Here is a 22,895-nt window from a genome sequence, read left to right as displayed (position 1 = left end):
TGCTTTTCGATGGCCTCGATCCGTCCGGCCGCAGCTGGTAATCGTCCCCTTCGCCCACGCCAGGGCCAGGAGCAGGCCGAAGCCGATTTCCTGTTTGCCCCTCGACGGCACGTCCTCCCCCGCTGAGCGCCTACGCGGAGGCAGTGTGCCGGGAGAGCAGGTGTGCCGCGGCGCTCCGCTGGGTGGGCGGTCCGAACCAGGTGGTGAGGGCGTCGCGAAGGCCGTGGTCCGTCCCTTCTCCGACCCACGCGACGTGTCCGTCGGGTCGAATCAAGACGGCAGTCGGCGCAGGTACCGCGCCGAGCACCGGGAGCTCCCACACACCAGCGGGGCGAGCTTCGAGCAGCCGAACACGAGCGGCCCAGGGAGCGATGTCGAAGGCACCCGGCTCGCCGAGGTTGAGCAAGACCGGTCTTGCCTCGTGCAGCAGCGTGAATACGCGCAGCGGTCCGCTCTCGGTGACCAGGTCGAGATCGGGCATCCGGCGTCCGAGCAGCGGGTGTCCTTCACCGAGGTCATAGCGAATGTCAAGACCAGACATCATCGCGGCGTAGCGCTTGCGGGGCTCGTCGATCTTGAGCAGCTCGGTCACGGTCTCGCGCAGGGCCTCCGTTCGATCGTCGCCGCGACCGAGCGCGGTTTGTGCCATGGTCAGGCGCAGCACGCGGGCAGCGATGGGGTGCCGCTCGGCGTGATAGGTATCGAGCAGGCTGTCGGGCGATGTGCCGCTCACCACCTGGGCGAGCTTCCATCCCAGGTTCACGGCGTCCTGGACGCCGATGTTGAGCCCCTGTCCACCTGCCGGCGCGTGCACGTGCGCCGCGTCGCCCGCCAGGAGGACACGCCGGTCTCGGTAGGACGCCGCTTGCCGAGCCATGTCGCTGAATCGGGATAGCCAGGTCGGGTTGTGAACACCGAAGTCGGTGCCGTAGACCGCGACGAGCGCATCGCGCAGGTCCTGGAGCGTCGGCTTGTCGGCTTTGCCGACGTGCGGCTCCACGAGCACGACGCCAACACGCTTTCCGTCTTCCAGCTTACCCAGCGCGTTGACGCCCTTTTCGCCGCGGCGGACGCCCCACGCGGGCTCGTCCACCATGTCCACCTCCGCGATCAGGTAGCTCGTCGACGCGTCCCATCCGGCGAAGTCGATGCCCGCCTCCTTGCGGACCAGGCTGCGACCGCCGTCGCACCCGACGAGGTACTTCGCTCGTAGCGTCGCGCCGTCAGACAGCTCGACGTCGACGCCCGTGTCGTCCTGCGCAAACCCCGTCACGTCACGCCCGCGATAGAACTTCACCGGCAGCTCGGAGACCCAGTCGGCCAGGATGCGCTCGATCCGGTTCTGGCGGAGCGCGAGCCCGTGGTTGTGGCGAACCGGGAAGTCGCTGATGTCGAGAGGGATGAACGAGAAGCCCGCGACCTGCATCACCTGCCCTTGTGAGAGAAAGCGCTCCGCGACGCCACGCTGATCGAAGACCTCGATCGTGCGTGCGTGCAGACCGCCCGCGCGCGAGCCGGCGAGGTCCTGGTTTTCGCGCCGCTCGACGACGGCGACGTCGATCCGCGCCAGCGCTAGCTCGGCCGCCAACATGAGCCCCGTCGGACCTCCACCCGCGATCACCACGGCGTGCTTCGGCATCTTCATGGTGCAGCATGGTGCGGCACGCCTGGGGGCTTCCGGCAAGCCCCCATGTCTGGTATACGCTGGGGCTGGAGATGAGCGGGAGGCTCGCTCGTTTCCTCGCTGCACGCGCGCCTCGCGGCGCACGGCGGCGCGCCGAATTTTTTCGCTCGTCCGACGTTCGTTGGTGATCCTCTGAGACCCCTCGATGGAGGCCGGCCTGCCATGACCCGCAGCGAGGACGAGCGCGCCATCGACGCCGTCGTGCGTGCGTTCTTTCAGGCCTTTGGACCGGAGCCATGCCCTTGCGCCAGCAGACACCGCCCGGCGGAGACCGGCGCGCCGCCGTCCCCGGCGCGCCCGGTCGGCTCGCCTGCCCGAGGTCCCCGTGATCCGGGCCGCTCGCCCCGAGGAGGCTGAGCTCCTCGGCGCGCTCGCCCTTCGTTCCAAGGCGCACTGGGGCTACACGCGCGAGTTCATGGAGGCGTGCCGCGCGGAGCTCTCGATCTCGCCGGCGTACGTGGCGCGGCATCCGACCTTCGTCCTGGTGCGCGGAGACGAGGCGCTCGGGTTCTACACGCTCGAGGCCCTGAGCCCGACCCGGGTGGAGCTCGGCCACCTCTTCGTCGAGCCGGAGGAGATCGGGCGCGGTCATGGCCGCGCGCTCCTGGCGCACGCGCGCAACGAAGCGCGGCGACGCGGGTACCGCGTCCTCGTGATCCAGGGCGATCCGAACGCCGCGCGGTTCTACGAGGCCTGCGGCGCGCGACGCGTGGGCAAGAAGGGCTCTGCCAGCATCCCTGGCCGGCTGCTCCCGCTCTTCGAGCTCGACCTGTCTCGTTGACGCGCCGCCGCTCGCGCTGGCCGAGCGTCCACGATATCGGCCCGCCTGTTTCGCCGCCGAGGGTGGCTCCGGTGTGGCCCAACGGGGCGCCCTCCGCCGCCGCGTCCAGGTCCGCCTGTGCCTTGCCGGGAAGAATGGAAATACAGAGGAGGAAAAGTAAAACAATCCCTCGCCCTGAGCGGGAGTGCTAGGGCAGGGTGTCCACGAGGGCGAGCGAGGACGCCCGGAAACCGGCCACCTGCGCGTCCACCTCGGCCTGCGACAAGAGCACGTCCTTCGCGAAGTAAACCCAGTCGACGTCCTCGGCGTACGTCCGCGAGCCGGTCTGTCCAGCGGCGAGCTCGTCGAACCATAGGTTGAAGTCGAGGTGCTGGTCCGTCTCGGGGACGTACGTGGCGTCGTGCGTGCAGAGCCGCGCGCCGTCGACGTAGTAATGGATACCGGACGCGTCGATCTGGAGGAGGAGCCTCTTCCAGCCCGACTGGTCCCCCGCGACCTGGTTCGACTGCGTATTCTCGAGCGTGGCCGTCTCCCACGAGGTCAGCCACAGCGTGCTGTTATCGCCCTGCCCCCACCCGCCGTTGGGCATGTACTCGAAATCCTGCTCCGAGTAGTTGGGATCGGCCTCGGGGTCGTTGATCCATGGGCTGATCGTGAAGAACGTCTCGACCAGCTTGTCGCCGAGGTGCCGGGTCCCGGTCAGGGGCGTGTTGCGGAATCTCACCCTGGCGGAGTAGGTCCCGAGGCGGAACCTGTCGTCGTTGGACTGGATCTCCGCGTGCGAGGTGCTCGCTCCCGATCCGCGCGAGGTCGCTTCGAGCCGCAGCAGCCTGTTCGAGGCGAGATCGGGATCTTCGATGAACGACACATTGGACGAGAGCCATTGTGCGCCGGCGACTCCGGGCGCTCCGTCGGTCGTCCGTACCCACCACCGGCTCTTGAGACCGTCGTCGGCGATGCCGCTGTAGCTGAAGTCGTCGAAGAACTCGGCCGACACCGCGACCCCGCCGCCGCCCTCGCCGCCAGCGCCGCCGCTCTCGCCGCCAGCGCCGCCGCCCTCGCCGCTGCCGCCCTCACCGCCGCTCCCTCCGCCAGCGCCGCTGCCGCCATGGCCGGCAGGGACGTCGAGCTCGTTCGAGCAACCCACCAGCGCATGCACCGCAAGCAGCGCCGCCCCCGCGGCGTGGATGAAGCGCGCGCCGCGGGGCGCCTCGTTCGAAGCAGCGATCCTCTGGCCTTCGCGATCCGTTTTCATCGAGACTGTTCCTTTCGGGATGAGCGTCCCATCGCGGGCAGCTCCGAGGAGACCATGATGATGCTCCGCCCCCGGTTCGCGAGGTCGGCTCGAGGATCACGGCCTCCAAGGCGTAGCCCTACCCGACCACGAAGTACGGGAAGGCGTGCCGCATGGTCCAGAGCCTCGCGAGCCCGGGTCGAGCCCTCCGCAGGCTGTGGAGTGAAAGCGGCCCGTGACGAACACACGGAGGAGCGCACCTCCTGCATTTCCGCCGCTGCCACCCTTCAGCGAGGCAGCAGTAGAAGCGTTCGTGCTGGTCGGGAGCCTGAAGGACGCTGACAGCTTGAGCAGCGCCAAGAAGATGGAGGCCCTGCGCGCCACCCTGATTCAACCCGTTTTTCGCTCCAGTCGCGCGGCGAGCCCTGCGGCGAGGTGCTCGGTCAGCGCGCGGACCGTCGTCGATGAAAACCGTCCAGGTGGGCTCAGCGCAAAGACGGGAGCCGGCGGCGTCACGAAGTCCTCGAGCAGCGGGACGAGTCGGCCGCGCTTGATATCGTCGCGCACGAGCCAGTCGGCGAGCAGCGCCACCCCGAGGCCCTGTCGCGCCATGAGCGCCACTGCCTCGCTGTTGTTGGCGGCGAAGCGACCACGGACCGGCACCGGGACGCCTTTGCCAGGCTCCCTCCCAAAGCGCCAAACGGTCGGCGCGTTCGCCTCGCCGTGAACGAGGCACTCGTGGGTCCGTAGGTCGCTCGGGGCGTTCGGGCGGCCGCGCGCTCCGAGGTACGACGGCGCGGCGACGAGCACGCGACCGCTGTCGGCGAGCTTCCGCCCGCGGGCGCTGGTGTCAGCGGGGAAGCCGACGCGAATCGCCAGGTCGAACCCCTCGTCGACGAGGCTCACGTACCTGTCGGTCATCACGAGCTCTGCGCTCACCGCGGGGTGGCGTCTCAGGAAGTCGCCGACCGAAGGGACGATGAAGAGCCGACCAAAGACGACGGGGATGCTCACGCGGACACGGCCGCGCGGCTCCCGGTCGCTCTCGTTGAACTCGCCGCTCAGCTCGTCGAACGCCGCGAGCAGCTCCCGTGCGCGGGCCATCAGACGCTGACCGGCCTCCGTGACGCGAACCGATCGCGTCGTGCGCTCGACGAGGCTCGCGCCGAACTGCGCCTCGAGCTCGGCGACCCACTTGCTCGCGGTCGACTGCTTGATCTTGAGGTCCCGGGCGGCGGCCGAAAAGCTGCCTCGCTCGGCGAGTCGCGAGAACAACCGCAGCGCTTCAAGTCGATCCATCATGCCCCTTTCGGAATAATTCCTAGCACGAATGCGACATTTCGTCCCCTCCTGGAATGAGTCATTCCTGCCCCTCGATGACGGCGACCCACCAGGAGGCAATCCGTGACGACCACTGTTGACGAGCTCGACCCCACGCACACCTACGTCGACCTCAGCGTCCGGCGCATGACGGTCACCGGCCTCGCGCGGAGCACGACGCTCGAGACCGGTGTCGTCGCCGTCGGCGACGAGGTGAAAATCACGACCTGCGGTTCCAGCGAAAGGGGCGAGCGGCGGAGGACCCTATGTGCAAGCGCATGAGGGTGGCGTTCCTCGGCCTCGGTGCGATGGGCGGGCGGATGGCCTCTTGCCTCGTGAACGACGACATCGAGCTGAAGGTCTGGAGCCGTTCGGGAGTACCGTCGTGGGCGCCGTCGCTGGGCGCGTTCGCCGCGCGAACGCCGGCCGATGCCTCCAGAGACGCCGATGCCGTCTTCGCGATGGTCACGGACGACGAAGCGTCGCGCTCCGTGTGGCTCGACGACGACGTCGGCGCTCTGCGCGGGATGCGCAGCGGAGCGGTCATCGTCGAGTGCAGCACGCTGAGTCCAGGTTGGGTGTCGACGCTCGCCGGGCGCGCGAAGGACGCTGGGCTCGAGTTCATCGACGCGCCCGTCGTCGGCTCTCGCCCACATGCCGAGAGGGGTCACCTGATCTTCCTCGTCGGCGGAGACGCCGCGGTGCTGGAGCCGCTCCGTCCGATCCTCGGTCGCATGGGCGGCGCGGTAAAGCACGTCGGCGCCTCGCCCGCGGGAGCGTACGCGAAGCTCATCGTGAACACCTTGTTCGGCGTCCAGGTCGCGGCGCTCGCCGAGATCCTCGGGTTCGCGGCGCGAGCGCGGCTCGACACGGCGGCGCTGATGCACGCGCTGGAGGGGCTCCCGGTCCTGAGCCCCGCCGCCAGCAGCGCCGCGACGGGGATGCTGGGTCGTCGATTCGAGCCGATGTTCCCGGTGTCGCTCGCCGCCAAGGACCTGCGATACGCGCTCGAGGCAGCGGAGCGCGCCGGCGGCGAGCTGCCGGTGAGCCGGGGCGCGAGCGAGGTGTTCGAACGCGGCCTCGCGGGCGGACTCCGCGACGAGAACCTGACGGCCGTCGCCAAGCTCTACGACGAGGAGTGAACCTCGCGCCGAGCTCTCCGTGTCCGACAAGGTCCATCGCTGCTCCTCACCTGCAGGTGGAGCCCCCGCGACAGCACGAGCTCCAGCATCATCGGCGCGTGGTCGAGAGGGTCGCCGCGTCGCGCGTGATCACCGGGCGCGGCGCGACCGGGGAGCGGCGCGCCCCGCCGCGTCGTCGAGCCCGAGGCGACGACGCATCGCCGCGGCGACCCGCTCGCGTGCCCAGCGGTGCGCGGGATCGGCCTGGAACCGCTCGTGCCACAGCAGCGCGAAGGGGACCGGCGGCAGGGCGATCGGCGCCTCGCGGACGACAAGCCCCAGGACCCCGGCCACCGCGTGCACGAGGGGCATCGGCGCGTTCATCAGGAGATCCGAGCTGGCGACGATCATCAGGCCGGCGAGGAACGACGGCACCTCGACGCTCACCCGGCGGACCAGCCCACGCCGCGCGAGCTCGTCGCTGATGACGTTCGGGCGCTCGTTGCCGATCCGCACGACCACGTGGGCGTGCGCCAGCCAGCGCGCGACCGTGAGCGGGCGGTCGAGCGCCGGGTGTCCGCGCCGGGCCGCCACGCCGAAGCGCAGATCGCCGAGCGGGCGGGCGATGGCGCTGTCGTCGACGAATCCCGCCGGGGCGAGCGCGAGCGGCGGATCACCCGCCGCGAGCGCCCGCCCGAGATCGGGCGTGACGCTGGAGACCCGTAGGTCGACGCCGGGTGCGTCGGCGGCGAGGTCGGCGAGCAGCCCCGGCACGAGCGGGATGAGCAGGTCCGGCATCGCCAGCGCCAACGTGTGGCGGCTCGTGGCCGGGTCGAAGCACGACGGCGGCGCGACGGCGGCGTCCAGCGCCCGCAGGGCCGCCGCGAGCGGCCCGGCGATCGCCTCGGCGCGCGGCGTGGGCACCAGCCCTTCGTCGCCGCGCACCAGCAGCGGGTCGGAGAGCGCCTCGCGCAGCCGCCGGAGCCGATGGCTCATCGACGACTGCGTGAGGCCCATGCGCTGGGCGGCCCGGGTCACGTGGCGCTCCTCCAGGAGAACGTGCAGCGCGTGCAGATGGCTGGGGTCGAGCCCGTCGAACATCTCATCGAGTACTACCATGATTGAGATGAAAATCATCGATGAGCACCATGACGCCGGCCCGCTAGAGTCGAGTCCATGGCCGAAAACGTTCGCTCTCATCGCCTGCGCCCCGGAGACCACCTCGCCCCGTCGACCCTCGAGACGCTGTGCCACGGGCCGCTCCGGATCCCGTCGGGGGGCCTCCTCCACCTCCAGTTTCGCCGCTTCGCCGGCTGCCCGGTGTGCAACCTCCACCTCCGCTCGTTCGCCCGGGGGCGCGAGCAGCTCGCGGCGGCGGCGGTGCAGACCGTCGCCTTCTTTCACTCCTCCGCGGAGACGATGCGGCCCTACCACGCCGATCTGCCGTTCCCCGTCGTCCCCGATCCGGAGCGCCGCTGGTACCGGCAATTTGGCGTCGAGCGCTCCGCGCTGGCGGCCGCGCATCCGAAGGTCGCGTGGTCGGCGATCCGGGGCATGGTGAGCGCGCGGTCCAACCCGTTCCACGGAGAAGGGGGCAAGGATGGGCTGCCCGCCGACTTCCTCGTCGGCCCCGACGGCGCGCTCCTCGATGTGCACTACGGAGCTCACGCCGCCGATCACTGGGAGCTCGAGCAGGTGATCGCCCTCGCGCGCTGAAGCGGCGGAACCGCCCGATCAGCGCGCCGAGCGAGGGTGAGCTCACAGGAGCTCTTTGGGGAGCTCGCTCCCGCTCATCACCTGCCGCACCTCGATGGCCATGTTGAGCGGCTCGCCGCCGAGCCCGGGCGCGGCGGACGCCTGCGCGGCGAGCTCGTAGGCGCGCTCGGGGCTCCCGACGTCGACTACCCAGAAGCCGGCGAGGAACTCCTTGGCCTCGGGGAACACGCCGTCGGTGATGGGCCTGCCGTCCTTGCCGGCGCGCACGAGCCTGGCCTGGTCGGGCGCGGTCAGCGCCTCGATCCCCACGAGCTCGCCCGACTCGCGGAGCTTCTGGTTGAAGCTGTTCAGGAACGCGAGGTGCGCCTGCAGGTCCTTCGACGGCCAGCTCATCAACTCGTAGGGCTCTCGGGTCGGCACGTGCATCATCAGGAGGTATTTCATCGTCAGCTCCCTTTCAGCGTGCGCGCCCCGCGTCGGGCGCGCGTTCACAGAGGAGTCGAAGCCCAGGCGGCGTTCTCGACATCGCGGAGGACGATATTCGAAACAATCTCTTGGCGGCCGGCAGACGACGCGGGCGAGAGGAAGGCGTGCCCCCCCACATCGGAACAGCCCTCCACGCCGCTCGGGAACCGCGGCCGTTCGCCATGTCCTGGGCTCGCGCTCCGCCCAGGCGGAGCGCTCACGCCGCCGCGCGGACCGGCGGCAGGCGGAACGCGGCCCCCTCGGAGCGGCTGCGCCGGCGGAACGCGCCCGGCGCCTCGCCCGTGTGCCGCTTGAACGCGCGGCTGAACGCGAACTCCGAGTCGTACCCGACCTCGGCCGCCACGGCGGCCAGCGAGCCGTCGCCCTCGGCGAGCAGCTCGGCCGCCCGCTGCATGCGGAGCTCGGCGAGGTAGCGGAGCGGCGGGACCCCCAGCTCGGCGAGGAACCGCCGCGCCAGCGCGGCGCGGGAGAGGCCCGCCGCCTTCGCGAGCGCCTCGACGCTCCAGCGCTCGGCCGGCTTCTCCTGCATGAGCCGCAGCACGCGCGCGACGCGACGGTCGAAGGCGCGCGCGCCGCGCCGGTCGAGCGCGCGCGACGCGCGCCCTTCGCGCGCATGCTCGTGGCAGTGCAGCGCATAGGCGAGCAGCGGCTCGAGGAGCGAGCGCGCCAGCTGGGCCTGCCCCGGGGAAGCCTCCGCGAGCGCGGCGCGCAGCAGGCCCACGACCGCAGAGAGCCCCGGCGCGCGCCGCACCTCGCCGGCAGGCAGGTGGACCACGGGCGCGAGCGACGCGAGCGCCCCGCCGGGCGCGGCGGCGTAGGTCGCCGAGATCAGCTCCGCCTCGGCGGGAGCGCGCCCGGGCGGCGGCGCGACGCAGCGGAGGCTCTGCTCGCGGGGCCCCGCGCCGCGCGGGCCGAACCCGAGGAGCACGACGTCGCCGGCGTCGAGCTCCAGCGCGCATACGCCGTCCTGCGAGAGGCGAAAGGCGCCCTGCACGACGACGTGGAGGCTCGGCGGATCACCCGCGCCCGCGCGCCAGGGCGCGCCAGGATGGCCGTGATGCCGGGAGACCACCACGCCGCGGGGAAGCAGCCGCTCCAACTCGTCCGCCATGCCCCATGGTTGCCCGCGCCGAGGCCGCTCGTCCAGCGCTCGCTCGCGGATCGAGACGCGCGAGCATGACTCCGCGCCTCGCGGTCATGGCGCGCGGGCGAGGGCCGCCGGAAGCTCGGGGCCATGACACGCCTCGATTCCACGCCGGATTCCACGCCGAACGAAGAGCCGCACCCGCGCGCGCTGTCCGAGAAGGTCCAGAGCAGCCTGCTGAGGAGCCGGACCGTCCTGATCTTCGGGGAGATCACCAGCGAGCTGGCGCAGGCGACCACCGCGCAGCTCCTCGCCCTCGCGAGCGATGATGGCGAAAAGCCGATCCGGATCCTGATCCACTCGCCGGGCGGGCACGTGGAGTCGGGGGACACGATCCACGACGTGATTCGCTTCATCCGGCCCGAGGTCAAGGTGATCGGCACCGGCTGGGTCGCCAGCGCGGGCGCGCTGATCTTCGTCGCCGCGCGGCGGGAGAACCGGTTCGCGCTCCCGAACACGCGCTTCCTCCTGCACCAGCCGCTCGGCGGCGTGCGCGGCCCCGCGTCGGACATCGAGATCGAGGCGGCCCAGATCATGGCCGCGCGCGAGCGGCTCAACCGCATCTTCGCGGAGGCGACGGGGCAGCCGGCCGCGAAGATCGCGCGAGAGACCGAGCGCAACCTGTGGATGACGGCGCCCGAGGCCCAGGAGTACGGCCTCGTGCATCGCATCGTCGAGAGCGCGCTGGAGGTCTGAGCGCGCCGACGTGCTGGTCGCGGAGGATGGGTATGCTGCGCCTCGCGCCGCGAGGGCGCGCGGCGCGGTCAGGGGCGGTATCCCTCAGAGGCTGCCGGGGCCGGGGAAGTCCACGCCCCACCAGTAATGGTCACGGAACTCGTTCCAGAGCGCCGCGCGCGTCTGCCCGGTCTCCGTGACGAAGACGCTCTCGTCGTACGGGAGCGCGTCGTAGGGCGCGAGGCTCCTGTTGAAGGCCGGGATGAACCCGGGCTTCTTGAACTGCTCGATCCAGAGGAGGAACGTCGCCATCTCGCCGTCGTTCTGCATGAAGTTCCCGGCGGTCCGGACGGTGAGGTCGTGATGCCCGGCGCGCAGGCGCAGCGAGTCTGCGAGGCCCTCGATGATGTATCCGTTGCCGGTCCCCACGTCGTCGAGCTGATAAACGTGCGCGAGCTCGTGGTAGAGCGTGCCGATGATGACGCGCCGCACGTCGTCGCCGCTGTTGTACACATCGTTGATCCAGAACGCGCTGAACGACACCGTGGCCACATCGCCGCTGTACTCCGCCCAGGCGTACCCCGACTGGTCGACCACCCTGATGTTCAGGGTGTTCCTCCGCTTCCAGAAGGCGCCGGGCTGTGTATAGAGCCCCTCGACCACCTCGCGCGAGATCTCGCGCACGTCCCGCACGAGGGTGCTGCCGATCGCGTCGTTGAAGCGCTGTCCGCCCGTGGTCGTGGACTGGTTCTGGTACTGGACCGTCTGCGGGAGGACGGCGCGGTACGGATCGTCGGTCCGGAGGAGCTCGATCTCGCTGAGTTGCAGGACGGAGGTGTCGCTGGTGAAGTTGAACCGGTAGTTCTTGTACGCCGTGGCGTTGTTGATGAAGTAATGGTTGCGCTGGAACCTGTTCGTGAAGCTCTGGCCCGCGCGGGTGTCGAGCGTTGTCCAGGTGACGCCGTCGTTGGAGCCCTGGAGCGTCCAGGACCTCGGGTCGCGCGCCGGGGAGTCGTTCGCAGAGGAGATGGCGTACCCGTCGATCGTGAACGCGGTGGGCAGCTCGTAGCGGATCCAGCCGGTGCTGCTGAACGTGAGCCACTTGCTGATGGGGCGGCCGTCGAAGGCCCTCGCCGCGGTCTCCTGCGGGCCGTTCTCCCCGCTCGCGGTGATCACGGGCGGCATCGGCAGGATCGGCGTGCCCGGCGACCCGAAGAGCGCGAACTCGGAGAGCTGGATCTGGGCCCAGCCCCCGAGATTCTGCTGGATCTCGAGGCGGAACTTCCTGTACGCCTGCGCGCCGGCGACCGTGTACGATTTCGTCTGGAAACGCGCCGAGAAGCTCTCGTTCGAGCGCGTGTCGAGCACCGTCCACGTCATGCCGTCGTTCGAGCCGAGGAGCCGCCAGGCGCGCGGATCGCGCTCCGGGAAATCGTTCGCCGAGGAGATGCTGTACGAGCCGAGCACGTACGCCTCATTGTTCGGCGAGTCGTACTGGAGGAAGCCCTGGCCCGCGAAGATGAGCCATTTCGTCCCGACATCCTCGTCGAAGGCGTTGTCGAGCCGCTCGCCCGCGGGAGAGTCGTAGGTGCTTGCATAGAAGGTGCCGCCCTCGAGCCGCGCATCCACGAGCGCCTGCTCGGCGGCCTCGATATCGCCGTCGCCGAGCTCCTCGCCGAGGGCGCACGCCGAGAGCGCCGCCATGGCTACCAGGGCCGCGGTGTGTTGAAGAATCTTCGTCATCGCGTTTGCCTTCCTTTCCTGTTCGGATCGCTCGGGGCCAGGACGAGCGACGTCGTCGCACGCCAGGCCAAGAGCGCCGGGCTGCCTCAGGTCAGCCAGACACGCCCCGCGGGCCGCGCCGCCTCGACGAGGCTCGCAGATCCCTGGGATTGTCCCGTGGATGCATGCCCACCGGGCGCGACGAGCTTCAGCCGTCCCGTGTTCTCCCGGAGACGCCTCTCGAGCTAACGAGATGATCGCCGCGCTGCGCGAAGCGCGCTGTCCAACCTGGCAGGGCGGCAATATGGCACCTCTTGTCGGGGGCGCAAGGCGGCACCGGCGCGAGGCCCGTTGAGCTACACGATCTCGGCGTGAACGCGCGCCGATCCCCACGTCTCATACAGCTCTCAACAAACCCGCTTCACACTTCTTAACGCGAGCGCCAGATATAGAGAGTAGAAGTCCCCCGCCAATCGGCAATACCCGGCGCCCTCATGACGCCGCTTCCTGGAAGGGAGTACCGCGCTCGACGAGATGTACGGAATCCGGGATCGGGGGAGGGCTGGACTCCGGCGCTCGCGGCGAGGCGTCGTGGAGGAGCAGCTCGCAGGGGCGAGACCCCTCCCGCCATGGCGGAGAGCCCTGGCGGGAGCGTCCGGCTCACCAGCCCGTGGTACTCGTGGATCGCTGCATATCCCCGCTGTGGCCGCCGGCGCCTTGGCGACGCTCGATCTCGAGGCGTGCCACGTGTGGATTCACGTGGACCGGCCACCGGCTCAGCCCTTGTCGTACTCGTCGTGGCGGCGAGACCAGGCACCCGTCTCGTTGCGTCCCTTGGGGGCGCGGTCGAGCCCCTGCGCGGGAGCCTCAGGGCCGTTTGGACGCGGCCCTCACCGAGGCCAGGCTCAGGCGGCGAACGGCGGGGCCCAGCGGAACCCCGTGACGGTGATCCTATCCATTCGAGGCCTCCGCCGGCGCGGCGCCGTTCTCGCCGGTGATGGCGTCGATCTTCTGGAGGACCTTCGGCCATCCCTCGCTCATGTTGCGGAACGCATGGTCGTTCTTCGGGGTCTGGAAGCCGGAGTGCACGAGGCGCAGCCGGGTGCCGCCGCTGACCTTGGTGAGCGTCCAGGTAACGACCGTCTCCAGACGCGAGCCATAGCCGGCGTTGGCGACGTGTCCGCCCTTCCAGGAGTAGACCAGGCGCTCGTTCGGCGTGACCTCCAGCACTTCGCACTGGATGACGCCATCCCACTCGCCGGCCGGCGTGGTCTGGTAGGTGAAGCGGGCGCCCTTGGTCGGCTCGAAGCCGATCGGCTTCATCAGCCAGCGGCCCATCAACGCGGGCGTGGTCAGCGACTTCCACACCATTTCGGGCGTGTGGGGAAACACCTCGTCAACGACTATCTCTCGGCTGTCGGCCACGATGGCGGCACTGTTCATGGATCAATCTCCTTCAGGAGGGTTCTGAGGTCGGCGAACCGGTCGCGCCAAAAGACGCCGTAGTGGCTCATCCAGTCGACCAGCGGCGCCAGCCCCTCCGGCTGGGCGCGGTAGTAGACCTTGCGCCCCTCGGGGCGCTCGGCGACCAGGCCGGCCTGCTTCAGCGACTTCAGGTGCTGGGAAATGGCGCCCTGGGTCACGCCGCTGCCCCGCGTCAGCTCCACCACGGTGATCTCGTCGGAGCTGACGATCCGCTCGAACACGGCCCGCCGAGTGGGATCGGCAAGCGCGCGCATGACGGCGTCGATCGCAGCGGCTTCAGCCATGCCCCATACATTAGTCACTACTAATCAATTAGCAAGTGCTAATTGATTCTGTCACACCTCAGGCGCGGCCTGAGCCGGCACCTCTGCGCCCCGGCCCCCGGCGCGGAGCCTCCGTCGCCGCGTCCTCAGGCAGCGCAGCGCAGCAGGATCTTCCCCTGAACAACGCGCGCCCGCAGCGCATCGAGCGCGTCGCCGACGCGCTCGAGCGGCCATGTCGCGTGAACGACCGGCTCGAGCGCTCCGCTCTCGACGAGCGAGAGCACCTCTTCCATCGTGCGCGAGAACCGCTCCGGCGCCTCATTGACCACCGTGAACAGGTCGCTCATCGCGAGCGATACGCTGCGTCCGAAGCCGTCCGCGAGCGCGGCGCCGAGCTCGGCGCCTGGCGGCCCTTCGAGGAAGCCAAAGGACACGAGGCGGCCGAAGGGCGCGAGCAAGCCGAGATCGCGCGCAAGCGTCACGCCGCCGGTCGCGTTGAGCGCCGCATCGACGCCGCGCCCATCGGTCTGCGCGCGCACCCGCGCCGCGACGTCCTCGCGGCCGTGGACGATCGCAGCGACGGCGCCGTTGCGCGCCGCATGATCCACCTTGGAGGCGTCGCCGACGAGCGCCACCGCGCGCACGCCGAGGTGCCGCGCGAGCTGCAGAGCGGCGGTCCCAACGCCGCCGGCCCCGCCGTGCACGAGCACCGTCTCGCCGGGGGCGATCCGGGCGCGCTCGCGCAGGAGCACCCACGCCGTCGCGTAATTGACGATCGACGCGGCGGCGCGGTCGAGCGGCACACCGTCGGGCACGATCGCGGCGCGGCGCGCCTCGACGTCGGCGAGCTCGGCGAACGCGCCGGTGTGCGGCGTGCCCATCGCGACGACGCGCGCGCCCACCGCCGGCCCGCGCGCGCCCTCGCCGAGCGCCTCGACCGTGCCCGCGAGCTCGAGGCCGAGCCCCACGGGCCTCGGCGTGAGGGGGAGCTTCCCGTCGGCGAGGAGCAGATCGATGTGGTTCACCCCGGCGAACGCGACGCGCACGCGCACGTGCCCGCGTGGAACGGGGCCGAGCTCCCGCTCGCCGATCACAGCGCCGCCCGCGCCCGGGCCCGGCCCCAACAATGCAGCTCTCATCCGTGCTGTCCCTCCGCGTTGAACAGGCCCGAGCGTGCGGGTGCGCGGTCCGCCAGTCCAATGGATGCACCGGATGCTATGCATTCACGCAGTGAATCTCTCTGCGCTCGACCTCAATCTTCTCGTCGTCCTGGAGGCGCTGCTCGAGGAGCGCAGCGTGACCGCCGCCGGCAAGCGCGTGGGCCTGAGCCAGCCCGCGACGAGCAACGCCCTCGGCCGGCTCCGCGCACTGCTCGGCGATCGCCTGCTCGTCCGGCGCGGCCGCGCGCTCTTCCTGACGCCCCGCGGGGAGCAGCTCCGGCGCGACGTGCGCCCGGCCCTGGACCGCCTGCGGGCGGCGCTCGCCCGCCGCCCGGCGTTCGACCCCGCGGCGCTCTGCGACGAGCTGCGGGTGGGCATGAACGACTACGCCGCGTACGTGCTGCTGCCGCGGCTCGTCCGGCGGCTCCGGGCGCGCGCGCCGAGGGCCAGGCTCGCGGTGCTGCCGTTCGAGACGCGCGACGCCGCCCGGGCGCTCGACGCGGGCGAGGTCCACGTCGGCCTCGCGGTGGAGGGGCCCGGGCTGACCGGGCTCGAGTCCCGGCCGCTCCTGCGCGACGACTTCGCCCTCGTCTGCCAGCCTCCCGCGCCGCGCACGCTGCGCTCGTTCCTCGCGCGGCCGCACCTGCTCGTCTCACCGCACGGCGGGCGCGTCGGGGTGGTCGATCGCGCGCTCGCCGCCCAGCAGCTCGAGCGCGACGTCCACGTCACGCTGCCGCACTTCCTGATGGCGCCGCACCTGCTTTCGGGCACCGACCTCATCGGCGTCCTGGCTGGCGAGGTCGCGCGGGACATCGCCCCCGCGCTGAAGCTCGTCGTCGCGCCGCCGCCGCTCGCGCTCCCGGGTTTCACGCTCTCGGCCGTCTGGCACCCCAGGCTCACGGACGATCCGGCGCACGCTTGGCTGCGCGAGCAGCTCGCGGAGGCCGCGGCGGAGCAGCAGGCGTCGCGGCCGGCCTCCGCGCCCGCCCGGCGGTCGCGCGACGCCTGACGTGGCCCTCCATGGATCGACGATGAGGCAGCCTTCGCTCCACGGCCTGCGGGTACATCTTCTCGGCGCGCCGGGGCGGCCCGCCTCGGCGCGGTGACGCCGGGTCGCGCGACGTCGCCTACAGAGGGGCGAACGTGCACGCACCGCCGGCGCAGACGGGCCTGGACGCGAGGCACGCAGGCGTGCCGTAGGGGCAGCCCATCCTCCGATGCTCGCGACATACGGTCGCGTCGAGGTGGGAGATGACGCGCCTCATCTGCTGGACGCCCGCCCGGTTGACCACCTCACCACAGGTGCCGCCGCAGTCGGTGCTCGTATCGACGATGGCGCAATCGTTGTCGGTACCGCATGCCCGGTAAGCGGCCCGGACACGCTCCACCTGGCCGGAGGCGCGGGCATGCAGCTGCTGACAGGCCCTCCAGTCCACCTCTCTCTCGTCCTCCGTGCGTTCCATCGTGTCGGTGAAGCCCGCGATCGCGAGCCCGAATGAAGCCATGGCAAAGAGCGCAGAGATCCCCAGACGAGTCCGGTTCGTTTTCATGCTGCCTCCATCGCGCGCGTGCTCGTGTTCGCCGGCGACGCGGGCGCGTCGCGCGGCGACTCGCCTGTCATGAGGCTCCACCCGCGGGAACGGAAGGCGCTCGACGGCGTGTGCCCCGGCGCAACCTGGGCGGGCAGGAAGTCCAAGCGCTTTTGTGGATGTCAGGAAACGTCAGTCTTTCCAGCCCACGAGCTCGTACTCGTCGATCCATCCCGGCTCCGCCGAGGCGAGCCAGCAGCGGTGCTCGGCCTGCCTCGGCGTCCGGCGCATCACACGAGGCCGGAGAGCGGGCCGGAATCGCGCTTGCGGTTCCCGATGCTGCTGGTCTCGAGGCCCATGAGCTGGGTGTGGTGATCGCTGGTGTGTCCGAGCCACGAGTGCAGGATATGGCTGAAGGCGTAGCTGAGCTGGAGGCTCATGACGCGCGTGACGTCGCAGGAGAACGCGGCCACCGCGATGTCCATCATGCTCCTGATCTCCGCCGGATAGTCCGAGCCGCGGCCGCTGGTCTCCACCGGTGCCTCCGGGACCGTGCAGCTCAGCGCCGGGTCGGCAGGCCCCGCCGGCTGGTTCAGCCTGCGCTCCATGGCCAGCAGCCCCTCGAGGTGCGCGTCGAGCTTGTGGTAGTCCTCCTTGCCCACCCGCCTGCGGATCCTGGTGAGATCGCTCTTGAGCAGATCGACGATCGCCTTGCGCTCCGTCCGCTCCTGCTCCGCCCCCTGATCGATCGCGGGCGCCTCGCCGGTCGGCGTCACCCCGGCGAACAGCCGATTGAACGCGGCCCTCGGGTTCGTCTCGGGGTGAATCGGAGAGTTCTCGCCGGCGTAGATCATCCGGTTCAGGCTGTTCGGATTCAGGCACTGGACACCGAGCTCGACGGTGCGGTACGGCGTCTCCTGCATGGGGTCGTCCGGAGCGCGCTCGTACGGCATGCCGCTGCCGTGGGCGCCGGCGATGATCTGGTCGATGGACGCGCCGCTCCCCCAGCCCGTGCGGCTTCCGTTGCCGCCGTCGAAGTTCGCTCCGGAGGACGGACCGTTCAGCGTCGATGCCGTCCAGAGCCCCGCCATGCCGTAGGCGTGCGCCTCGCCGGCCCCGCCGGCCGTCATCGTGAGCCCCCACGGGATCACCAGCTTCGACTTCCAGGGTTCGAGCGGCGCGTGAATGGCGTGCAGCGAGAAGCTGCTCTCCGAGCCCTGCGGCCTCCAGTCGATCACGTTGTTCCAGTCCCGCGCCGGCGCGCCGTCGGGCTGGAAGATGAGCAGGAGGCGCCTCGGGCGCACCTTCTCCTGCCCGGAGGCGTTCATCAGCGGAAGCAGCGATCCCATCGCCGCCGCCCCGGCGCCGAGGCCGAGGGCCTGAAGCATGCTGCGGCGTGAAGCTCCGAGTTGCGTTCGACGATTCATCACGGTCACTCCTCGCTGGCGGTGAGCCGCACGTGGCGGAAGGCGTCGCTCAGCGCCACCTGAGACAACAGGGTCCGAATGCTCCCACCCGACGCCTTGAATTCGTCGTGGAGGGTCTGGATCGAGCAAGCGTCGTCCAGGCTCTCGATCCGGCCGAGGGCGAAGCGGAACCACTGGTTCGCGACGCATTCGGCCACCTCCGAGCTCCCCGCGAGCTTCTTCGCGAGCTCCACGCCGCCGTAGTACGGACCCGCGAGGTCCTCGCGTGCGCCCGTGATCTCGCCCGCCGCGTTCACCTCGCCGAGGCCGTCCATGGCGCGGTACTTGCCGATGGCGTCGTAATGCTCGAAGCCGAGGCCGATCGGATCGATGAACCGGTGGCAGCTAGAAACACAGCAGCAGTACACTCGAGTTCCCGAGGCGCGCCAGGCCACAAAGTTGCACTCCTGTGGTTCTTCCGGGATGCGCCATCGAAAAAAAACGGGTGGACGCCTCAGAGTGGTGACCGAAAGCCAGCACCTCGTCCCACATACCCGTCGAGCTCTGGAAACGGTGATCTCGGACGTTCCGTAGCGGCGGCTCCGCGGCCGCTCGGTTGCGGGGTGATCCGCGACCCGCTCACGCACGCCACGTCCGGCAGTGCCGGCGTCGGCGTTCGGCTTATTCTCGATTGGCTTGAAAGGCGAACACTATAATGAGAGACATTGCGTATGGGACCATGGCTCTGGTCGTGGCGGGAGCCCTGAGTGCGTGCAGCGGGTCCGAGTCGGGCGATGACGGCTCCGGTGGCGCTCCGAATGCAAGCGGCGCGGCGGGGCAGACTTCCAGCGGCGCTTCGGGGCAGACTTCCAGCGGCGCTTCGGGGCAGACTTCCAGCGGCGCGGCGGGGCAGACTTCCAGCGGCGCTTCGGGGCAGACTTCCAGCGGCGCTTCGGGCGGTGGAGCCTCCGGCACGGGCGGCACCGACAATCCAGGCGAGTCGATCTGCGGAGTGACGCCGGCCGCCGCGGCTGGCCACGTCACGCTGGAGAACCTGTGCCGCGGCGTGGTGGCCGTGCGCTCGGGCGAAGGCAACTTCATCAGCTGGCGGTTGATGGGCTACGAGGATCCCGAGATCGGGTTCAACGTCTACCGCGACGGCGCCAAGGTGAACGAAACGCCCATCACCGACTCGACCAACTACTTCGACCCGGGGGCCCCCGGAGACGCGAAGTACACCGTCCGCGCCGTGATCGATGGCGCCGAGCAGGGCGACTCGGCCAACACGCGCGACGGGGACATGGGCACACCCACGTGGGAGCGAAACTACCTGACCATCCCGCTCAAGACGCCCGACAACTACGAAGCCGGTGATGCCTCTCCCGGCGATCTCGACGGCGACGGCGATTACGAGCTCGTGGTCAAGGAGCAGGACACCCCGCGCGATCCGTCGCAAGACGGCCGCACCGGCCAGCCCAAATTCGCGGCCTACGACACCGACGGCACCTTCTTGTGGCGCATCGACCTGGGCATCAACATCCGCGAGAGCGAGCACACCACGCCCTTCGTCGTGTACGATCTGGACGGCGATGGTCGCGCCGAGATCGCCATCAAGACCGCTCCTGGCACCCGCGACGGGAAGGGAGCGTTCCTGCACACCGGTCCCGCCGCCGACGATGACGACTCCCGAGACTATCGCAACGGCGCGGGCAAGATCTTGAGTGGGCCGGAATATCTCACGATCTTCAGCGGCGTCGACGGCTCGGAGCTCGCGACCATCGCGTACCACGCCCCCATCACGAGCGGCAGCTTCGGCGACAACAACGGCAACCGCTCGGATCGCTACAACGCCACGCTGGCGTTCCTCGACGACTCCGGCCAGCCGAGCGTCGTCATGCAGCGGGGCTACTACGCCCGAACGACGTTCGGAGCGTACAACTACCGCGACGGCAAGCTGAGCCTGATGTGGAGCTTCGATTCGTCCGCGAACGGCAACGGTGCCTACGCCAGCAAGGGCACTCACAGCGTCATGGCAGCGGATACGGACGGCGACTTGAGACAGGAGATCATTCCTGGTGGCGCGACGATCGGCCCCGACGGCAAGGGCAAGTGCGCCGTCAACTTCGGCGCGCACGGCGACGCGCTTCACATCACCGACCTGGTCCCCTCACGCCCAGGGCTCGAGGTGTTCCAGCCGACCGAATCGAACGGCGTGCCCTCCTACTTCCTCCGAGACGCGGAGACCTGCGAGATCCTGTGGCGCGGCCCCAACAGCGACGGCGAGGGACCGGGCCGCGGCGCCGCCGACGACATCTCTCCCGACAACCCCGGAGGTGAGGCCTGGACCAACACCGCCGGCCTGTTCAACGCGGCCGACGGTCGCAACATCGGCTCCCGTCCCCGCCAGGTGAATTTCCTGATCTGGTGGGACGGCGACGAGAGCCGCGAGCTGCTCGACGGCAACACCGTCACGAACTTCGACGGCGAAGGTCGGGGCTTCACCGCGAACGGTTGCACCTCCATCAACGGCACCAAATCGGTGCCGACGCTCAGCGCGGATCTGTTCGGCGACTGGCGCGAGGAGGTCGTGTTCCTGTGTGGCGACAGCCTGCGCATCTACACCACCGATCAGATCACCGAACGCCGCATCTACACGCTGATGCACGATCCGCAGTACCGCGCGAACGTGTCGGCGCAAAACGCGACTTACAACCAGCCGCCGCACACGAGCTTCCACATCGGCGACGGCATGAGGGAGCCCCCCAGACCCGACATCACGGTGCGGTGATGCCCGAGCGCCGTCGTGCGGCCGGACCAGCCTGAGGCGTTCGCCGCCCTCAGTGGCGACGAGAAACACGGCATCACTGGCCAGGGGAGCAAGGACTCCACGATCATGCAGAAGCTCCTGGTACGCCCGCGGGCGACCGTCGAGGTCACGCCGGCTGCGAGCGCTGGGCGCATCGAGATCGATGACGTGAGGTCGAGCGGCGGCTCCGCCAGGTCGCGCTCGGCAGGAGCTCTGACCCGCGGACCTACGGTGCCTTGGCGCAGCGGAAGCCGATGCTCCAGCCGCGCGCCGTGGAAGCGCTCGGGCGGCGGTGCGCGGAGCGCACATACTGGCTCTCGACCGTATCCCACCCGCCGCCGCGGAGCACACGGCGGGAGTCGTCGCAATCGTCCCTGTCGTAAGGGCAATAATGGCTCTCGGTCCACTCCCAGACGTTGCCGGCCAGGTCCAGGGCGCCGGCGGGCGATTTCCCGGCCGGCGATCGTCCGACGGGGGCGGTCGCCGGGGCCGCGTCGCCGTCGTTGTACATGCGAGGCCACGGCCCCTTCCCCACCTTCTCCAGCCGCTCCGTCAGCATCCGGCTGCACTCGGGCCCGCAGGCGTTCAGGCGCTCGCCCGAGGGAGGCGCGTGGCCCCAGGGGTAGGTCCGAGCGTCCTTGCCGCGCGCCGCGAGCTCCCACTCCGCCTCGGTGGGCAACCGCTTGCCGGAGGCGGCGCAATACGCCTTTGCCTGGTACCAATCGACGCAGTTGATGGGGTGGTCCGGCGCCTCGGGGCCGTTGCAGAACTGGCTCCAGAAGGAGCGGCCGCTGGGCGTGAGCCCCTCCGACTCGACGGTTTGCCGCGGCCGCTCGCAGGCCTTGCAGTCCGAGTAGGCCTTCACCGTCACCTCGGTGACGTCGAGGCAAAACCGACCCACGGTCACGCCATGTCGCGGCGTCTCGTCGCTGGGCGTCTCCGCGTCCGCGTCGGAGCCCATCTGGAACTCGGTGTCTTCGATGAGCACCATGCCGGCCGGGCAGCCGCCCGATCCGGCCGACGGCTCGCGCAGGAAGAGGTACACCCCCGCGCCCGCGGCGCACGCGGCGGCGGCGAGCGGCACGGCGCGGCGGAGGCGCCTTTCGCGCGCGCGCGAGCCGCCCCCGCGGCCCCGCGCCGCGGGCCGCTCCGCGGCGCGCTGGTGGAGCACGGTGTGGCCGGCCGCGGTGTCAGGGACAGGGGCCGCCGTCACAGGGTCACCCGCGAGCGCGCCTGAGCTCGCGAGCGCGCCTGAGGTGACAGGCTCTCTCGCGAGCTCGCCGGCGCCGTGGGCCGCGCCCAGAAGAGCGACAGGCGCGGCCACGGTCGTGGCGAACGCGGTCGGGTGATGGCGGCCCGCGGGGGCGTCGACATCCGCCGTCCGGACCTCCAGGCTCAGAAACGCATCGACCATCTCGCGCGCCGACTGGAATCGGCAGGTCGGATCGACGGAGAGCGCCTTGGAGAACCAGTCGTCGATCGACGCTGGCAGGCCTTTCCTCTGCTCGCTGGCGGGGCGGAACCTCCCCCTCAGGACCGCCGCGCCGACGGCGACGAACGAGCTGCCCTGGAACGGCTGCGCGCCGGTCAACGCCTCGTAGAGGATGACGCCGAGCGACCAGAGATCGGAGCGGAGATCGACGTCCTTGCTCCCCTCGAGCTGCTCGGGGCTCATGTACGGAGCCGATCCGATCACCATCCCGGTCTCGGTGAGCGCGGGGTTCGCCGCCGGCGCCGCCGCGTCGCCCGCCACCTTCGCGACGCCGAAGTCGAGCACCTTGACGAAGAGCGGGTATCCCTGGCCCCCCTCCGTGATGAAGACGTTGTGGGGCTTGATGTCGCGGTGCACGATGCCGAGCTCGTGGGCGCTCTCGAGCGCGCTCCCCACCTGCCGCGCGAGCGACCTCGCTGTGGCGAAGCTGAGGCGGCCGCCGCGCTCGAGGAGCTCGGCCAGCGAGAAGCCGCGCAGGAGCTCCATCACGAGGTACGGCACGGCGCCGTCGACGACGCCGTAGTCCATGACCTGCACCACGTGCGGGTGCGCGATCCGCGCCGTGGCCCTCGCCTCGCGCTGGAAGCGCGCGACGAGGGCAGGACGCTCCGCCGCCCGCTCGGGGCGGATGAACTTCACCGCGACGTCGGTGTCGAGGGCGAGGTGCCGCGCCGCCCACACGACGCCCATCCCGCCCTGCCCGAGAGGCCTCAGCAGGTGCAGCTTGTCCGCGATGACGGCGTCGGGTCGGAGCTCCACGAGGTGACCGGGCGATGGTACCACCGGCGCGCCAGCGGCCGCATCGTGGCCGGCGGGAGCCTGCCCTCAGGCGGTGGGGGAACTCCCCCACCCTGCCGGAAGGTTGGAACCG

At 70.4% G+C, this 22,895-nt stretch carries 21 protein-coding genes and 1 pseudogene; 7 read left to right on the top strand and 15 right to left on the bottom strand.

Annotated elements, in window-relative coordinates; all coding sequences use genetic code 11:
• Positions 1-130: 130 nt before the first annotated feature.
• Positions 131-1,639 (bottom strand): FAD-dependent monooxygenase, encoded by a 1,509-nt coding sequence (locus WMF39_RS12090; protein WP_437747968.1) that lies wholly within the window; start codon positions 1,637-1,639, stop codon positions 131-133.
• Between the two features lie 370 nt (positions 1,640-2,009).
• On the opposite strand from WMF39_RS12090, the gene WMF39_RS12085 reads away from it, so the two are divergent.
• On the top strand, positions 2,010-2,465 hold the full coding sequence (locus tag WMF39_RS12085) for a GNAT family N-acetyltransferase (RefSeq protein WP_437745683.1): 456 nt from the start codon (positions 2,010-2,012) through the stop codon (positions 2,463-2,465).
• Positions 2,466-2,652: 187 nt separating this feature from the next.
• Here WMF39_RS12085 and WMF39_RS12080 read toward each other — a convergent pair whose 3' ends face one another.
• Together WMF39_RS12080 and WMF39_RS12075 are read right to left on the bottom strand one after the other, a co-directional pair.
• Positions 2,653-3,720, bottom strand: coding sequence for a glycoside hydrolase family 16 protein (locus tag WMF39_RS12080; protein WP_437745682.1), 1,068 nt, complete (start codon positions 3,718-3,720; stop codon positions 2,653-2,655).
• A gap of 369 nt (positions 3,721-4,089) precedes the next feature.
• Positions 4,090-4,998 (bottom strand): LysR family transcriptional regulator, encoded by a 909-nt coding sequence (locus WMF39_RS12075; protein WP_437745681.1) that lies wholly within the window; start codon positions 4,996-4,998, stop codon positions 4,090-4,092.
• A 105-nt stretch (positions 4,999-5,103) separates the two neighbouring features.
• Between WMF39_RS12075 and WMF39_RS12070 the strand changes: the two genes are divergently transcribed.
• Entirely contained in the window at positions 5,104-5,301 is a 198-nt protein-coding gene (locus tag WMF39_RS12070) for a hypothetical protein (protein WP_437745680.1), read from the top strand.
• Entirely contained in the window at positions 5,298-6,161 is an 864-nt protein-coding gene (locus WMF39_RS12065) for an NAD(P)-dependent oxidoreductase (RefSeq protein ID WP_437745679.1), read from the top strand. Before WMF39_RS12070 ends, WMF39_RS12065 begins: the two co-directional genes overlap by 4 nt.
• Before the next feature lie 129 nt (positions 6,162-6,290).
• Here the strand turns inward: WMF39_RS12065 and WMF39_RS12060 are convergent, their stop codons facing one another.
• Positions 6,291-7,259 carry a LysR family transcriptional regulator gene (locus tag WMF39_RS12060; protein WP_437745678.1) on the bottom strand — a complete coding sequence of 323 codons (969 nt, stop codon included), beginning with the start codon at positions 7,257-7,259 and terminating at the stop codon, positions 6,291-6,293.
• A 57-nt stretch (positions 7,260-7,316) separates the two neighbouring features.
• Here WMF39_RS12060 and WMF39_RS12055 point away from each other — a divergent pair, with 57 nt between their 5' ends.
• Positions 7,317-7,856, top strand: coding sequence for a peroxiredoxin-like family protein (locus WMF39_RS12055; RefSeq protein ID WP_437745677.1), 540 nt, complete (start codon positions 7,317-7,319; stop codon positions 7,854-7,856).
• A 42-nt stretch (positions 7,857-7,898) separates the two neighbouring features.
• Here WMF39_RS12055 and WMF39_RS12050 read toward each other — a convergent pair whose 3' ends face one another.
• Together WMF39_RS12050 and WMF39_RS12045 are read right to left on the bottom strand one after the other, a co-directional pair.
• Positions 7,899-8,300 carry a YciI family protein gene (locus WMF39_RS12050; protein WP_437745676.1) on the bottom strand — a complete coding sequence of 134 codons (402 nt, stop codon included), beginning with the start codon at positions 8,298-8,300 and terminating at the stop codon, positions 7,899-7,901.
• Positions 8,301-8,538: 238 nt separating this feature from the next.
• Positions 8,539-9,453, bottom strand: coding sequence for a helix-turn-helix domain-containing protein (locus WMF39_RS12045; RefSeq protein ID WP_437745675.1), 915 nt, complete (start codon positions 9,451-9,453; stop codon positions 8,539-8,541).
• 123 nt (positions 9,454-9,576) lie between these two features.
• Here WMF39_RS12045 and WMF39_RS12040 point away from each other — a divergent pair, with 123 nt between their 5' ends.
• Positions 9,577-10,182, top strand: coding sequence for an ATP-dependent Clp protease proteolytic subunit (locus tag WMF39_RS12040; protein ID WP_437745674.1), 606 nt, complete (start codon positions 9,577-9,579; stop codon positions 10,180-10,182).
• An 84-nt stretch (positions 10,183-10,266) separates the two neighbouring features.
• Here the strand turns inward: WMF39_RS12040 and WMF39_RS12035 are convergent, their stop codons facing one another.
• The 5 genes and pseudogenes from WMF39_RS12035 to WMF39_RS12015 all read right to left on the bottom strand — a co-directional run bounded on the left by WMF39_RS12035 (position 10,267) and on the right by WMF39_RS12015 (position 14,770).
• Entirely contained in the window at positions 10,267-11,904 is a 1,638-nt protein-coding gene (locus WMF39_RS12035) for a basic secretory protein-like protein (protein WP_437745673.1), read from the bottom strand.
• 755 nt (positions 11,905-12,659) lie between these two features.
• Positions 12,660-12,740: pseudogene (locus WMF39_RS12030) on the bottom strand (DUF899 domain-containing protein); the annotation flags it as partial.
• A 94-nt stretch (positions 12,741-12,834) separates the two neighbouring features.
• Positions 12,835-13,326 carry an SRPBCC family protein gene (locus tag WMF39_RS12025; RefSeq protein ID WP_437745672.1) on the bottom strand — a complete coding sequence of 164 codons (492 nt, stop codon included), beginning with the start codon at positions 13,324-13,326 and terminating at the stop codon, positions 12,835-12,837.
• The gene (locus WMF39_RS12020) at positions 13,323-13,652 is read right to left on the bottom strand and encodes an ArsR/SmtB family transcription factor (protein ID WP_437745671.1); all 330 of its coding nucleotides are present in this window, start codon (positions 13,650-13,652) and stop codon (positions 13,323-13,325) included. Before WMF39_RS12020 ends, WMF39_RS12025 begins: the two co-directional genes overlap by 4 nt.
• Before the next feature lie 125 nt (positions 13,653-13,777).
• A complete protein-coding gene (locus tag WMF39_RS12015; RefSeq protein ID WP_437745670.1) occupies positions 13,778-14,770 on the bottom strand; it encodes a quinone oxidoreductase family protein in 993 nt (330 codons plus the stop codon).
• Between the two features lie 91 nt (positions 14,771-14,861).
• Between WMF39_RS12015 and WMF39_RS12010 the strand changes: the two genes are divergently transcribed.
• Complete coding sequence (locus tag WMF39_RS12010; protein WP_437745669.1) at positions 14,862-15,800, top strand: LysR family transcriptional regulator; 939 nt, start codon at positions 14,862-14,864, stop codon at positions 15,798-15,800.
• Between the two features lie 118 nt (positions 15,801-15,918).
• On the opposite strand, the gene WMF39_RS12005 is transcribed toward WMF39_RS12010, so the two are convergent.
• From WMF39_RS12005 to WMF39_RS11995, 3 genes are all read right to left on the bottom strand, one after another.
• Positions 15,919-16,296, bottom strand: coding sequence for a hypothetical protein (locus WMF39_RS12005; RefSeq protein WP_437745668.1), 378 nt, complete (start codon positions 16,294-16,296; stop codon positions 15,919-15,921).
• A 314-nt stretch (positions 16,297-16,610) separates the two neighbouring features.
• A complete protein-coding gene (locus WMF39_RS12000; RefSeq protein ID WP_437745667.1) occupies positions 16,611-17,708 on the bottom strand; it encodes a DUF1552 domain-containing protein in 1,098 nt (365 codons plus the stop codon).
• A gap of 44 nt (positions 17,709-17,752) precedes the next feature.
• On the bottom strand, positions 17,753-18,154 hold the full coding sequence (locus WMF39_RS11995) for a DUF1585 domain-containing protein (protein ID WP_437745666.1): 402 nt from the start codon (positions 18,152-18,154) through the stop codon (positions 17,753-17,755).
• 584 nt (positions 18,155-18,738) lie between these two features.
• Between WMF39_RS11995 and WMF39_RS11990 the strand changes: the two genes are divergently transcribed.
• Entirely contained in the window at positions 18,739-20,514 is a 1,776-nt protein-coding gene (locus WMF39_RS11990) for a rhamnogalacturonan lyase (RefSeq protein WP_437745665.1), read from the top strand.
• A gap of 244 nt (positions 20,515-20,758) precedes the next feature.
• Here WMF39_RS11990 and WMF39_RS11985 read toward each other — a convergent pair whose 3' ends face one another.
• The gene (locus WMF39_RS11985; protein WP_437745664.1) at positions 20,759-22,783 is read right to left on the bottom strand and encodes a bifunctional serine/threonine-protein kinase/formylglycine-generating enzyme family protein; all 2,025 of its coding nucleotides are present in this window, start codon (positions 22,781-22,783) and stop codon (positions 20,759-20,761) included.
• Positions 22,784-22,895: the final 112 nt, after the last annotated feature.

Source organism: Sorangium sp. So ce1504, assembly GCF_051521635.1.
In the GTDB taxonomy this organism is placed as follows: domain Bacteria; phylum Myxococcota_A; class Polyangia; order Polyangiales; family Polyangiaceae; genus Sorangium; species Sorangium cellulosum_B.
The sequence above is the reverse complement of the archived record's forward strand: the minus strand, read 5'-3'. Positions and strand labels throughout refer to the sequence as shown.

Excerpts from the sequence above, each read along its gene's own strand:
- WMF39_RS12090 (WP_437747968.1), bottom strand. The coding sequence starts at position 1,639 with ATGCCGAAGCACGCCGTGGTGATCGCGGGTGGAGGTCCGACGGGGCTC.
- WMF39_RS12080 (WP_437745682.1), bottom strand. The coding sequence starts at position 3,720 with ATGAAAACGGATCGCGAAGGCCAGAGGATCGCTGCTTCGAACGAGGCG.
- WMF39_RS12075 (WP_437745681.1), bottom strand. The coding sequence starts at position 4,998 with ATGGATCGACTTGAAGCGCTGCGGTTGTTCTCGCGACTCGCCGAGCGA.
- WMF39_RS12065 (WP_437745679.1), top strand. The coding sequence starts at position 5,298 with ATGAGGGTGGCGTTCCTCGGCCTCGGTGCGATGGGCGGGCGGATGGCC.
- WMF39_RS12060 (WP_437745678.1), bottom strand. The coding sequence starts at position 7,259 with ATGGTAGTACTCGATGAGATGTTCGACGGGCTCGACCCCAGCCATCTG.
- WMF39_RS12055 (WP_437745677.1), top strand. The coding sequence starts at position 7,317 with ATGGCCGAAAACGTTCGCTCTCATCGCCTGCGCCCCGGAGACCACCTC.
- WMF39_RS12050 (WP_437745676.1), bottom strand. The coding sequence starts at position 8,300 with ATGAAATACCTCCTGATGATGCACGTGCCGACCCGAGAGCCCTACGAG.
- WMF39_RS12045 (WP_437745675.1), bottom strand. The coding sequence starts at position 9,453 with ATGGCGGACGAGTTGGAGCGGCTGCTTCCCCGCGGCGTGGTGGTCTCC.
- WMF39_RS12040 (WP_437745674.1), top strand. The coding sequence starts at position 9,577 with ATGACACGCCTCGATTCCACGCCGGATTCCACGCCGAACGAAGAGCCG.
- WMF39_RS12035 (WP_437745673.1), bottom strand. The coding sequence starts at position 11,904 with ATGACGAAGATTCTTCAACACACCGCGGCCCTGGTAGCCATGGCGGCG.
- WMF39_RS12025 (WP_437745672.1), bottom strand. The coding sequence starts at position 13,326 with ATGAACAGTGCCGCCATCGTGGCCGACAGCCGAGAGATAGTCGTTGAC.
- WMF39_RS12020 (WP_437745671.1), bottom strand. The coding sequence starts at position 13,652 with ATGGCTGAAGCCGCTGCGATCGACGCCGTCATGCGCGCGCTTGCCGAT.
- WMF39_RS12015 (WP_437745670.1), bottom strand. The coding sequence starts at position 14,770 with ATGAGAGCTGCATTGTTGGGGCCGGGCCCGGGCGCGGGCGGCGCTGTG.
- WMF39_RS12005 (WP_437745668.1), bottom strand. The coding sequence starts at position 16,296 with ATGGCTTCATTCGGGCTCGCGATCGCGGGCTTCACCGACACGATGGAA.
- WMF39_RS12000 (WP_437745667.1), bottom strand. The coding sequence starts at position 17,708 with ATGCTTCAGGCCCTCGGCCTCGGCGCCGGGGCGGCGGCGATGGGATCG.